This is a genomic window from bacterium, assembly GCA_040753085.1.
Taxonomy (GTDB): domain Bacteria; phylum UBA9089; class JASEGY01; order JASEGY01; family JASEGY01; genus JASEGY01.
Map to the genome: position 1 here is coordinate 1 of JBFMHI010000050.1, position 13,423 is coordinate 13,423.

General features: G+C 45.4%; 9 protein-coding genes and 1 tRNA gene. 6 read left to right on the forward strand and 4 right to left on the reverse strand.

Annotation, left to right across the window (positions count from 1 at the left end):
* Positions 1 to 47: 47 nt before the first annotated feature.
* From AB1797_06980 to AB1797_06995, 4 genes are all read right to left on the reverse strand, one after another.
* A complete protein-coding gene (locus AB1797_06980) occupies positions 48 to 581 on the reverse strand; it encodes a response regulator (GenBank protein ID MEW5767358.1) in 534 nt (177 codons plus the stop codon).
* 29 nt (positions 582 to 610) lie between these two features.
* The gene (locus AB1797_06985; GenBank protein ID MEW5767359.1) at positions 611 to 826 is read right to left on the reverse strand and encodes a hypothetical protein; all 216 of its coding nucleotides are present in this window, start codon (positions 824 to 826) and stop codon (positions 611 to 613) included.
* Positions 827 to 951: 125 nt separating this feature from the next.
* On the reverse strand, positions 952 to 2,067 hold the full coding sequence (locus tag AB1797_06990; GenBank protein MEW5767360.1) for an ATP-binding protein: 1,116 nt from the start codon (positions 2,065 to 2,067) through the stop codon (positions 952 to 954).
* 358 nt (positions 2,068 to 2,425) lie between these two features.
* Positions 2,426 to 2,501, reverse strand: a tRNA-Arg gene (locus tag AB1797_06995).
* Positions 2,502 to 2,917: 416 nt separating this feature from the next.
* Between AB1797_06995 and AB1797_07000 the strand changes: the two genes are divergently transcribed.
* The 6 genes from AB1797_07000 to AB1797_07025 all read left to right on the forward strand — a co-directional run.
* Positions 2,918 to 4,813 (forward strand): polysaccharide biosynthesis/export family protein, encoded by a 1,896-nt coding sequence (locus AB1797_07000; protein MEW5767361.1) that lies wholly within the window; start codon positions 2,918 to 2,920, stop codon positions 4,811 to 4,813.
* A 661-nt stretch (positions 4,814 to 5,474) separates the two neighbouring features.
* Entirely contained in the window at positions 5,475 to 7,133 is a 1,659-nt protein-coding gene (locus tag AB1797_07005; protein ID MEW5767362.1) for an XrtA system polysaccharide chain length determinant, read from the forward strand.
* On the forward strand, positions 7,121 to 7,903 hold the full coding sequence (locus tag AB1797_07010) for a CpsD/CapB family tyrosine-protein kinase (protein MEW5767363.1): 783 nt from the start codon (positions 7,121 to 7,123) through the stop codon (positions 7,901 to 7,903). Before AB1797_07005 ends, AB1797_07010 begins: the two co-directional genes overlap by 13 nt.
* A complete protein-coding gene (locus AB1797_07015) occupies positions 7,903 to 8,835 on the forward strand; it encodes an SDR family oxidoreductase (protein MEW5767364.1) in 933 nt (310 codons plus the stop codon). The genes AB1797_07010 and AB1797_07015 overlap by 1 nt, the downstream gene beginning before the upstream one ends.
* 298 nt (positions 8,836 to 9,133) lie before the next feature.
* Positions 9,134 to 10,099 (forward strand): glycosyltransferase, encoded by a 966-nt coding sequence (locus AB1797_07020; GenBank protein ID MEW5767365.1) that lies wholly within the window; start codon positions 9,134 to 9,136, stop codon positions 10,097 to 10,099.
* Between the two features lie 882 nt (positions 10,100 to 10,981).
* Positions 10,982 to 13,423 (forward strand): hypothetical protein (locus AB1797_07025; GenBank protein MEW5767366.1); only part of this gene is annotated, 2,442 nt, incomplete at its 3' end.

Consider the following 13,423-nt stretch of genomic DNA (forward strand, 5'->3'; position numbering starts at 1 on the left):
AATCATTATGGTGAGGTGACAATCTCTTTTCTTAATTAAAGCTTCTATTAGATAAAGCTATCTTTCAAAAAGCCTTGTTGGCCCAATAGCACAAAACCTTTTCTGGAAGTGCGGAATGCAAGTAAGACTTGCTTTATTTGCGGGCTTCCTCCCATTACCTCTTCAACCACCATCTCTTCACCCAATCTTTTCCTTAAAATTTCTACTTCATTAGTTAAGTATCGGGTTTGAAAGGCCTTATTAATGATAAGAATTAGCTCCTCATTATCAAAAGGTTTGGTGATATAATCAAATGCCCCTAATTTCATGGCCCTGACCGACCCTTTTATATCGCCATAGGCCGTAAGCATAATTATGATTAAATCCTTATCAATTTTCTTCATTTCCTCTAAGATATTTATTCCATCCCTTCCAGGAAGCTTAATATCTAAGAGGACCAGATCAGGAGAGCTTTTTTCAACCTTCTCGATGGCTTGCCGCCCATCTCCGACGCTGATAGTCTGATACCCTTCTTCTTTTAAAATATTAGAAAGGAGAAACCGCATATCTTTGTTATCATCAACTATCAGAATTTTCTCCATCTTTTAAACCCCCAGGATTTCCGGTCGATTTAGTTCCCTTCTAACATCTTCTTTATCTTCTCCTTGCCAAGGAGATTTATAAAATCTTTCAACAATTTTTCTTCGCCGATACTGCGAATTACTTCTTCTTCGCCAATACTCCGAATCACCTCTTCCTTGCCAATGCCTTCTATAAATCTCTCCAGCCCTATCTTCTCGGTAATCTCACGAAGAATATCTGGCCTATCCGCTAATGTCTTCAGCATAATCCCTACCTCCTTAAATTCTTCTGGATATAAATATAACCCTAACTCAAATGCCTCTATCAAATCCTCCCTATCCTCTTCTTTGCTCCTCTCTATTAACGCCGTGTTAATCAGTGGCTGAATAGTTACTCCTCTCTGGAAATAGGGAGGCTAACGATTACTTCTGTCCCCTGCCCAACTTTGCTTTCTATATTTATCTTTCCTTTATGGTAAGTAACAATCTGATGAGCTAAACATAATCCTAAGCCTATCCCCTCCTCTTTTGTGGTAAAGAAGGGGGTAAATATTTCATTTAAATTTTCTTCAGGGATACCCTGGCCTGTATCTGAGAACCTGACGCCCACTTCATTATTTTGAGAATCAGAATAGGTGGTAATAGTCAGTCTTCCGCCGTTAGGCATAGCATCTAAGGCATTCAGGATAAAATTTAAAAATGCCTCTTCCAGCCGTTTTTCATCTAATAGAATCAGGGGAAGCCGCCTTGAATATCGGCGAGTCAGGCGCACACCCTGCTGGGAACACCTTGTCTTAACCAGGTGGCAGGCGCTGGCTATAACTTCACCCACATCGGCCAGTTTAAAAGAAATCTCCGCCGGCCTGGCAAAATCAAGCAGATCCTTAACAATCTTGTTGGCATTCTCGGCATTTCTTAAAATAATCCTGAGATGTTTTCTGGCCGGTTGATGGAGTTTATATTTATCAAGGCAAAACTGGGCGGCCGCCGTAATATTGCCTAAAGGGTTCCTTATCTCATGGGCAATACCGGCGGCCAGTTCACCCACCCCGGCCAGCCTCTCTTGATAAAGCAACCGGTCCTCCAACTTAATAGCGGCCGTGACGTCTTTTATATAATTAATCACCTGGATAACTTTCCCCTCATCATCCTTGATAGGGAAAGTAGATATATCTAAGACTGTCCTCCCTTTATCTCTATGATGGCGAATCTTAGTTACATGATGAGGCTTGTCTTCTTCAAACGTCTTTTGGGCAGGACAATTCTCACATATACCATCACTTTGATAATATTCAGTAAAGCATTTCTTGCCAATAAGGTCAGGGAAGTCTCTTTTATTATACATCCTTAAAATTCCCTGATTAACCCTCACGATTTGATAATCCCTATCAATAACAGAAATCCCATCTTCTATGCTATCAAAGATTGCCTGGAGGTGTTTCTTAGCTTCTTTCAGTTTACGCTCGAGTTCTATTTTTTCTGTTAAGTCCACGGCTAATTCCACCACCGCTCTAATCCCTCCCTGTTTATCCTTTAACTTTGCCTAACGGCTGACACCTGAACGCTTACATCTTATTTTACCTTCAGTAGAAGTAACTATTCAGCCACAGATTTACACGGATGAAACACTGATTTTTTAAATAACTATACTTTTGCACTTTTTGTCATTCCTGCGCAAGCAGGAATCCAGAAGTCTTGATATTACTGGATTCCCGCTTTGGCGGGAATGACGAGAGGTTATTGTAAGGTCTTTGTATTTCAAGTAGTTACAAAAAAGTGTAAAAGTATGGAACCTATTCTATTTTATCCAGGCTAATCCGTGTCAATCAGTGGTTGAATAGTTGCCAGTAGATAGAAGTTAGGAATGGTGCGCCCAGGAGGAGTCGAACCTCCAATCTTCGGATTCGTAGTCCGCTGCTCTGTCCATTGAGCCATGGGCGCATTTATTGATTTACAATGACTAAGCTCCTTGATCTTTGTGATATTATAACACGATTGTCCAGTTTTGGCAAGAATTTTTTGCCGGCTCAAGTTTTAAGGGCGGGATGCAGATATAGGGCATTGCCTCACTACATAGTTACAGCACGGCCTAAGTTCCTGGCCGGTTTAATCGGTTTTTTTTAGACCTTGTTTTTAGATGCTTGACATAGATTTAAAAATATGGTATAATGTGTCTCAATCTTAGGACAGCTCGGCGAAAGTTCCTGGGCGGTTTCAGCAGGATTCGAGGATTCAAGGAGTTATGAATCTTGAAACCCTTGACCCTTATCTGACTCTACTAAACCGAGGAGGAACTTAGGCCGTGTGGTAATAGTGGTTGAATAATCACCAGAATTAATCAATTGGAGGTCAAAGAAATGAAGAAAAGCAAGCTGATGTTAGAAGTAATTATTTCATTAATCCTACTCCTAAATGTCTCAGGATTAGCCTTTAGTCAGGAGGTGCCTCCTTCCTACAGACTTGGTTCAGGAGATGTAGTCCGGATAACAGTTTTAGGCTATTCGGTTTTAAATGACACCGTTACGGTAGATGAGAATGGTTACTTTCCCTTTCAATTGATAGGAAAAGTAAAAGCGGACGGATTAACGGCCGCGGAGTTAGAAGATAAACTGGCTAAAGAATTATCCGTCTATCTGGAAGAGCCAAAGGTAACGGCGGCTATTATTTCCGCCGGTCAATTGATGAGAGAATTCAAGGAGAAAAAAGAAGAAGTCCCTCTTAAAATGCCCCCGCCGGCCGAAGAAATTTTTGAAAAAAAGGTATCGGCTGCTTACCTGCTTGGAGTAGGCGATACCCTTAAAATTGAGGTGGCCGGTCATCCCTCTATGAGTGAAATAGTGGATATTGATTCTGAGGGTATGATCTCATTTGAATTAGCCGAAAAAGAAATAGAGGCGGCCGGCCTGACCGCGGATGAGTTGGCTTCTGAGTTATCTTCCAACCTGGAACGATACATCCAACGCCCTCGAATAAATGTATTGGTCTCACCCCGGTTAATTGCCGGTGGAGATTTACTTGATATCTCAATATCGGGTTATCCGAAGATAGGTGGAAGGACCCAGGTCGGATTTGATGGCCACCTATCCTTTCCCCTTTTAGAACCCATTAAGGGTGAAGGGATGAACCGGCAAGAATTATCCGAGCTCCTGGCCGACAAGCTTAGGCCTGAGCTGGGAGGTGTTGAGGTTAGAATAGATTACATCCCTTATCTCTTAGAAACAGGCGATGTGTTGTCCATATCTGTCTGGGATCATCCTGATTTAGATGACCGGGTAGTAATTGATCTGGTGGGTAATATTTCCTATCCTTATTTAGGAGAGCTGCAAGCGGCGGGTTTGACTAAACGGGAATTGGCTGAACACATCGCCGGAGAGCTGACCCGTTATATTGAAAATCCGAGGGTGAATGTAAGCAGAGTTGATCAAAAGTTGAATTCAGAAGATGTGCTTCAAATAGCGGTCTGGGGTTATCCGGACTATTCCCGCCAAGTGACGGTCAGTCCCACCGGTTATATTTCTTTCCCCCCTCTGGGAGAAGTGAAAGCACAGGGTTTAACCAGGCATGAATTGGCCACGAAATTATCCCAAAAATTAGGTCAATATGTGCCTGACCCGAAAGTAAACATCAAGGTGGTTGACTACAAAGATAAAAAAGGCGGACAACCTGCGCCTTATTTGATTGATGTAGGAGATATAGTTAGGGTGGTTCTCTGGAAACCGGAGGGGAGTGAAGAGCATAGCCAGGAGGTTGACCCATCGGGGAATCTTTCTTTCCCTCTCATTGGAGAAGTCAAGGGCAAGGGTCTTTCCGAACTGCAATTGGCTGAAAGGTTAAAGGAACGATGGGCAAAGTATCTCATTGATCCTAAGGTAACGGTAGAGGTGGTAGAATATAAGAGCAGGTTTGTTTATATCTTTGGGGAGGTGCGGACGCCGGGTAAGTTTCCGGTGAAAGGAAATATTATTACCTTAAGAGAAGCCCTTATTGCGGCCGGATTACCCATTCAAGGTATAGCTTCGATGAGAAATGTTCGGGTGATCAGGCCGGCTTATTCCCAAGCTAATATAAGATTAGCGGATACAGTGAAACTTCTTCGAGAAGGAGAATTAAGAGAGAATTTTGAACTGCATCCCGGTGATATGGTTTATGTCCCCCCCACGTTCCTGACCAAGGTAAGCCGTTTTCTGTATCTGATCCTTTCACCTTTATCGCCGGCGGCTCAGATTATGGGTGTCTTTAATGTAGGCCAGTAGTACCCTGTCAGATTTGATTTGATAGGTTGGTCTCTTGTATAAGCAATCCCCCTCACCCTACCCTCTCCCCTCAGGGGAGAGGGTAGGGTGAAGGGTAAAAGAGGCTCTACCCACAAATACTAACTTGACAAGGCAGGAGGGGATTACCCAGCCGCATTTACGTTGTTGGCGAGAATCATCCGGCGCAGGTAATCGGTGGTCACTGATCACCGATTACTAATTACTCGATGTTCAAGTTTTTTCGACCTGCGCCATCAGACTTTCAGGGGTTGAAACCGCTAAAGCGGTTATGATTCCGGATGTTATCCTATCTGTAACACCCTGATAAATCAGGGTGCTAAACTCAATAAGCATAAGAATAGCACCCCGATTTATCGGGGTGAATCGGGGGACACTAATAAACCAAAGCAACCGCTTTAGCGGTTTATAAGAAAACTTGGGACGGTTCAAATCGTCCATTTTTCTTGTGAAACCTGGCGGGTCCTTCGTATCTTCCTCAATAATTCGGGGCAACCTACTCGGATTACACGAGATCAGAAACCCGTTTTTTCGGAAAAAACGGGTTTCTAATTTAGCCGCAAGCTTTCACAGTAAGGTGAACCATCCCGAAAACTTTGAACATCGAGTAATTACCAATCACTGATTAGAGGAGAACAGCTATATGGCTGAAGATAAAAGGCAACAACTAACTGTTTGGGATTACGGACAAATTATCTTCCGGCGGAAATGGTTTTTCATTATTCCCACCGTGATTGTCTTTCTCACGGCGGTTATTGGGACTCGATTTTTACCCAAAATTTATCGGTCATCAACGACCATCCTGGTTCAAGAGACCGGGTTGGTTAACCCCAACCTGCTTGGAGATATGGCCGTAAGCAGCACGGTAGACAGTCGACTCGTTTTACTGGAGACGGAAATCAAAAGTTCAAAGAGATTAAAACAGTTGATCCATCAAATAGAGGCGGATCAGACTCTTACTTCTCCCGACCAGATGAATAGTTTGATTAATCATCTTCGCCGTAACATCTCGGTTGAAATGGACTATCATAAGGTGACCGGTCTCACCATTATCATTGCTTATGAAGGCCCAGAGCCTTACACCGTTCAGGAGGTGGTTAAGGGTATCACTGATATCTTCATGGAGGAAAACCTGCTGCTGCAAAAAGAAGAATCCACTACCACTATTGATTTTATTAAAGAACAGTTGGAAAATTATAAACAAAGATTGGAGGAAGCAGAAAAGGCCCTCCAAAAATTTCAGGAGGAAAATCTATTAGAACTTCCGGTGGGAACTTCCAAAGAGGGCGGTGCAGGCAAGGAATCTACCCAAATAATAGTGTCTCCGGATTTGGACAAGTTAACCTCTACTCAGAGCAGTTTAATGGAGGTCAATCTCCAAATTCAGATGCTGGAAAAGCAAAAGGCTATGTTGCGTCGGCAGCTTTCAGGAGAAGAAAAGGTCATCCTTGACGCCGTAACTAAAGAAGTAAATCCGGTAGCCGCTAAATTGCAGGAGAGATTGATCGGTCTTCAGGCGGAACTGGCCGATGCCAGGACCCAATTTACCGAGGAGCATCCGGAAGTGCTTAGATTGAAAATGACCATTGAGCGAATAAAAGACCAGTTGGCCCAGGAAGAAAAGACCATCAGAAGCGGTGAGGTAACCAAGGTAAATCCTATTTATCAAGAGCTGGAAAGGAAATATCGAGAGGTAGAATTAGCCATAGATTCTTTTAGGACAAGACAAGGGGAGCTTTCTGGGTTGGTGGCCAGGTATAAAGAGAGGGTGAAGGACGTTCCCAAGCGGGAGTTGGAGTATAGCCGGCTTATCCGGAATCAAGCGACTAACCAAAAGATATATAATATGTTTTTTGATAAACTGCAAGCGGCTGATATCTCCTGGGATCTGGAAGGCACCAAGAGGGAAAGAAAGTTTATTATTCTGGAGGAACCCCAACTGCCGACCTCGCCTATAAAACCCAAAAAAGAGGCCATTGCCCTCTTGGGACTTTTTATAGGCATGGGACTTGGTTTGGGCTGTGTCTTCCTGACCGAATATACTGACCATTCCTTCAGGTCGGTGGAAGATGCCCAAGTTTTTCTTGGCTTGCCTGCCCTTGGCTCTACCGCTCTAATTATAACTGAGACGGAGGAAGCCAGACAACAATTATACTCCCGTATAATATGGGCGGTGTTAGGCGTTATCCTGGTGGCCGTGTTAGCCGCCGGTTCTATTCAATATTATCGGGAACACATCCGTAACCAGGAAACCCCAATGTCAGCAATAATTCAAAAGGGGGGTAAAGTATGGGGAAGATAACCGAAGCATTAGGATTAACCAAAAAACTAAAAAGACCCAGCCTTACTTCTGCTATTGATCCTCATATTGTCACTTATTACAACCCTAAATCAGCGGTAGCCGAACAATACAGGAGTATGCGAACCAATATTCAGTCACTCAGTTCTGAAAACCCCCCGCAGGCTTTTATTGTAAGCAGTTCTATTCATGGGGAAGGAAAGAGCACCACGGCCACAAATTTAGCGGTAACTATGGCCCAGGATAGGGATAAGACTATCCTCCTGGGAGACTGTGATCTCAGGAAACCGGCTATTGATCAATTGCTGGGCCTGGAACCAAAATTCGGGTTGGCCGAGGTCTTAAATGAAGAGGTTGATTTGAAAGAGGCCTTAGTTAAGACACCCATAGATAATCTGGTGGCCCTCCCTTGCGGCCGGATACCACCTAATCCTTCCGAGCTTTTAGGCTCTAAGAAAATGAGCCACCTGCTGGTCCAGTTGCGTTCTTATTTTGACTATGTCATCCTGGATACTCCCCCTATCATACCGCTTACCGATGCAGGGGTCCTGGGCGCTCAAACAGACGGGGCGTTGCTGGTCATTCAGGCTTATCGAACTCAGCGAGAGATGGTCCAGCGGTCCTATTCTCTGCTGGCCAGAGCAGGGGTTAAAGTTTTGGGATTTACCCTGACGAGCATGCGGGATTTCCTCCCGGCCTACTTTTCCGAATATGGCTATCATTATGGCTATCATTACAGCTACCAATATGATTATGAGAAAGGGAGGAAATAGTGGCCCGGACTTATCTTATTACCGGCGGAGCCGGATTTATTGGTTCTAATATTGTCCATGCCCTGGTTAAGGCTGGAGACCGGGTAAAGGTTTTGGACAACTTTGCCACCGGCAAACAGGAAAATTTAGCCGGCCTGGAGGGTAAGTTTGAACTGGTAGAAGAGGATATAAGGGATATGAAGGCCGTCAGGCAGGCCGTGGCCGGCGTAGACTATGTACTTCATCAGGCGGCCTTACCTTCTGTCCCCCGCTCCATTGAAGACCCTATTTCAGCCAATGAGGTTAATGTCTCGGGAACCCTTAACGTATTGGTAGCCGCCAGAGATGCCGGCGTCAAAAGGGTGGTTTATGCCGCCTCTTCGAGTGCCTATGGCGATTCAGAGACCTTGCCCAAGCGGGAAGATATGGCCGCTAACCCCCTCTCCCCTTATGCGGTAAATAAATTAGTCGGCGAGTGGTATTGTCGTATCTTTTATAAACTCTATGGGTTAGAGACGGTCTCCCTCCGATACTTCAACATCTTTGGCCCCAGACAAGACCCCGCTTCCCAATATTCAGCCGTCATCCCTAAGTTTATTGATTCCCTGGCTAAAGAGACCTCCCCTATTGTCTACGGTGATGGAGAACAGTCCCGAGACTTTACTTATATTGATAATGCTGTCTCGGCCAATCTGGCGGCGGCCACGGCGCCGGGGGCGGCCGGTGAGGTGTTCAATATCGCCTGCGGAGACCGTTTTACCCTTAATAAACTATTAGCTGAACTAAAAGATATTATGGGGGTAGATATCCCGGCCTATTATACTGACCCCAGGCCAGGCGATGTAAGACACTCTCTGGCTGATATCTCTAAGGCCGAAAAGATCCTGGGCTATAATCCAAAAGTCAAATTTAGAGAAGGCCTGGTTAAGACAGTAGAGTGGTTCACTCGGTAAGTAGATAGTAGTCAGCAGTCAGTAATCAGGCTACTCCTTACCCTGTTTACTGTCTACTTGTAACCGTTCAGGTATAGCTGCACGGATTAGCACGGATAAATAACACAGGACAGAAGGCGGAAGTGTAGGGACAGGGCTTGTCCCTGTCCGTGCTTGTCCATGTCCGTTCCGTAGACGGACAACCACAAGGGTTGTCCCTACAGCCTAAGGACAGACACCCGAATCACGGACACGGCTCACGGATTTTCCGTGTTTCATCTGTGTGCATCTGTGGCTGAACGGTTACGTCTACTTAATCATGAAGCTTATCGTTCAAATCCCCTGTTTAAATGAAGAGAAGACCCTGCCTTTAACGGTAAGGGATATCCCGCGAGATATTCCGGGCGTGGACAAAGTGGAATTATTGGTTATCGACGATGGAAGCCGGGACATGACCGTGGAGGTAGCCAGGGAACTGGGGGTAGAACATATTGTCAGTTTTTCCCGTAATAAAGGATTAGCCAAGGCCTTTGCGGCCGGGATAGACACCTGTCTTAAATTGGGGGCCGATATTATTGTTAATACAGACGGGGATAACCAGTACTGCGGTCAAGATATACCTAAGCTTATTCAACCCGTACTTAAAGGAGAGGCGGACATTGTGGTCGGAGATAGAGAAGTAGAAAAAATAGCCCACTTCTCCTTTATCAAGAAAAAGCTGCAAAAATTTGGCTCCTGGGTAGTCCGCCAGGTTTCTTATACCAATATCCCCGATACTACTTCCGGTTTTCGGGCCTTTTCCAGGGAAGCGGCCTTGAGGATAAATGTTATTTCCCCTTACACCTACACCCTGGAGACTATTATTCAAGCCGGTCAGAAGGGAATGGCCGTTACTCACGTGCCTATCAGAACCAATGAAAAACTCCGCGAATCCCGCCTTTTTACCTCTATTAGAAATTACGTTATAAAATCAACCATATCTATTATTCGCACTCATACTATGTATCAGGCCTTACGGGTCTTCTTTAGTATTGGGTTCCTTGTTTTTATGGGCGGGTTCCTGATTGGAGCCAGATTCCTGTATTTCTTTTTCACTAACCAGCAACCCTATGGTCACATTCAATCACTTATCCTGGCTGCTGTCTTGCTGATTACCGGCTTTCAGGTTATGCTCATCGGACTCTTGGCCGATGTCATCTCGGCCAACCGTAAGTTAATCGAGGATATTCTGTATCGAGTGAAAGGGATGGAACTGTCTTCTATGCGGCAGGATAAAAAGGAGTAACGTAATTATTCAGCCATTGATTGACACGGATTAGCCCGGATAAAATAGACTACTGGTCTATCACGATGGGCAACCGTTCACCCCCGATTCCTCACGGAATAACATTGATCTCAAATAATTAATAGTCCCCTCTGGCAAAAGTTTCGATCTGGGCGGTTAGATCTAAGGAACACTTTCGGATAAAACCTGTCCCCCCTGATTAAATCAGGGGGAACAGGTTTTATTGTAAGTGTTCAGCCACAAAGACACTAAGACACAAAAATAGAGCAGTAGAGCAGCAGAGCAGTAGTTAAAGACTTTTCTGAAAGTTCCAGAACTGCTGCTCTATTGCTCTATTGCTCTCGTGTCTTCGTGCCTTGGTGGCTGAACGGTTACGTTTTATGTAACTACTCAAAACTAAGTTAAGCAGTTAGTTGTGAGACAAAGCAAAATTCCCTCTCCCTTGAGGGGCTTATCCTTACCCACAAATTGGGTAAAAGGATGGGAGAAGTAAGGATAAACCACGAAGAGCACGAAGGACACGAAGAAAAAAATATTCGACCTGTATGGTTAGAAATTACAAGCAATTCTCCTTAAACCTGAAAGGTTTGAATTTTATATAACCACAGGTGAAACCTGCGGAAACGAAACATCTACCACAGCTCAACCCTGAAAGGGTTGAATTCTATGTGATGGATAATATTCGACCCTTGCAGGGTCGAGCGTTGCGGGAGTGTTTATCTTCCGTAGCTTGCATCTACGGCTATTTAAAATTTGACGCTTTCAGCGTCAGTAGTCTACAACCTTAACCGTACAGGTCGAAATTAGTTATGAATTTAGTCTCTTTGTGTCTTCGTGTCTTTGTGGCTGAACACTTACAAATAATTAAGGAGGTTTAAGGCAATGAAGAGGTATAGAATTACTACTTTAGTTCTCCTAATAACCATGGGGCTATTAGCGAACCTGGGATACAGTTATGTACCCCAGTTAATGAATTATCAAGGGAGGTTAGCCAATGCCTCCGGCACACCTGTGCCAGATGACAGTTACACCATTACCTTACGCATTTACAATGTAGCCACAGGGGGAGCTGCCCTTTGGGCAGAGACCCAGAATGTAGTCACCCAGGATGGACTCTTCAGTATTATCTTGGGAAGTGTTAATCCCCTCAACCTTGATTTTAATGAAGACTACTGGCTTGGGGTTCAGGTCTCGCCTGATCCAGAGATGAGCCCAAGGCAAAGGATAGTCAGTTCTGGTTACAGTATCAATACAGATAACCTGGATGGACAGGATGGGACTTACTATACCAATTGGAGTAATCTGACTAATGTGCCGGCAGGTTTTGCCGATGGGGTGGATAATGAAGGTACAGGGGTGACCGACCATGGGGCACTGACCGGCCTAACAGATGATGACCATACTCAGTATCTCTTAACCGATGGAACCAGGCCAATGGCGGGTAATCTGGATATGGGGAATAACTACATCGCTAACCTCCATCAATTAAATGGAGGTACCCCCTGGACCTCAGCCAATGATGGCCCTGGCTCAACCCTTGATGCCGACCTTCTGGATGGACAGGATGCCTCTGCCTTTGCCTCCTCTACCCATAACCACAACGACAGTTACTACACTGAAACAGAATTGAATACCTCGGATGGAGATGCACCAAATAGCGGTTCAAACCGAATGCACTGGGATAATCTTAACGGTGTGCCGGTAGGTTTTGCCGATGGCGTGGATAATGAAGGCACAGGGGTGACCGACCATGGGGCCCTGGCTGGCTTAGGGGATGATGACCACACCCAGTATCTCTTAACTAATGGAACCAGGCCAATGGCGGGTAACCTGGATATGGGGAATAACCAGATCACTAACCTCCATCAATTAAATGGAGGCACCCCCTGGACCTCAGCTAATGATGGCGCTAGCTCAACCCTTGATGCCGACCTCTTGGATGGACAGGATGCCTCTGCCTTTGCCTCCTCTATCCATAACCATAACGACACTTACTACACCGAGACAGAATTGAATACCTCAGATGGAAGTGGACCAAATATCGGTTTAAACCTAATGCACTGGGATAATCTTAACGGTATGCCGGTAGGTTTTGCCGATGGCGTGGATAATGTAAGTACAGGTGGGGTGACCGACCATGGAGACCTGATAGGCTTAGGAGATGATGACCATGCACAATACCTCTTAGTTAGTGGAACAAGGCAGATGACTGGTAACTTGAATATGGGGGATAACAGTATCACTAACCTCAATCAATTAAATGGAGGTACACCCTGGACCTCAGCTAATGATGGCGCTGGCTCAACCCTTGATGCCGACCTCTTGGATGGACAGGATGCCTCTGCCTTTGCCTCCTCTACCCACAACCATAACGAGATTTACTACACCGAGACAGAATTGAATACCTCAGATGGAGATGCACCAAATACTGGTTCAAACCGGATGCATTGGAATAATCTTAACGGGGTGCCGGCAGGTTTTGCTGATGGGGTGGATAATGAAGGGGCAGGTGGGGTGACCGACCATGGGGCCCTGACCGGCTTAGGAGATGATGACCATGCACAATACCTCTTAGTTAGTGGAGCAAGGCAGATGACTGGTAACTTGAATATGGGGGATAACAGTATCACTAACCTCAATCAATTAAATGGAGGTACACCCTGGACCTCAGCTAATGATGGCCCTGGCTCAACCCTTGATGCCGACCTCTTGGATGGACAGGAGGCCTCTGCCTTTGCCTCCTCTATCCATAACCATAACGACACTTACTACACTGAAACAGAATTGAATACCTCGGATGGAGATGCACCAAATAGCGGTTCAAACCTAATGCACTGGGATAATCTTAACGGGGTGCCGGCAGGTTTTGCCGATGGGGTGGATAATGAAGGGGGGGTGACCGACCATGGGCTACTGACCGGCTTAGGGAATGATGACCATCCCCAGTATCTCTTGACTAATGGAACCAGGCCAATGGCGGGTGATCTGAATATGGAGGATAACAGTATCACTAACCTCAATCAATTAAATGGAGGCACACCCTGGACCTCAGCTAATGATGGCTCTGGCTCAACCCTTGATGCCGACCTCTTGGATGGACAGGATGCCTCTGCCTTTGCCTCCTCTACCCACAACCATAACGAGATTTACTACACCGAGACAGAATTGAATACCTCAGATGGAGATGCACCAAATATCGGTTCAAACCTAATGCACTGGGATAATCTTAACGGGGTGCCGGCAGGTTTTGCCGATGGGGTGGATAATGAAGGGGGGGTGACCGACCATGGGCTACTGACCGGCTTAGGGAATGATGACCATCCC

Coding starts and splice junctions, on each gene's coding strand:
- AB1797_07010 (MEW5767363.1), top strand. CDS start 7,121: ATGGGGAAGATAACCGAAGCATTAGGATTAACCAAAAAACTAAAAAGA.
- AB1797_07020 (MEW5767365.1), top strand. CDS start 9,134: ATGAAGCTTATCGTTCAAATCCCCTGTTTAAATGAAGAGAAGACCCTG.
- AB1797_07000 (MEW5767361.1), top strand. CDS start 2,918: ATGAAGAAAAGCAAGCTGATGTTAGAAGTAATTATTTCATTAATCCTA.
- AB1797_06985 (MEW5767359.1), bottom strand. CDS start 826: ATGCTGAAGACATTAGCGGATAGGCCAGATATTCTTCGTGAGATTACC.
- AB1797_07005 (MEW5767362.1), top strand. CDS start 5,475: ATGGCTGAAGATAAAAGGCAACAACTAACTGTTTGGGATTACGGACAA.
- AB1797_06980 (MEW5767358.1), bottom strand. CDS start 581: ATGGAGAAAATTCTGATAGTTGATGATAACAAAGATATGCGGTTTCTC.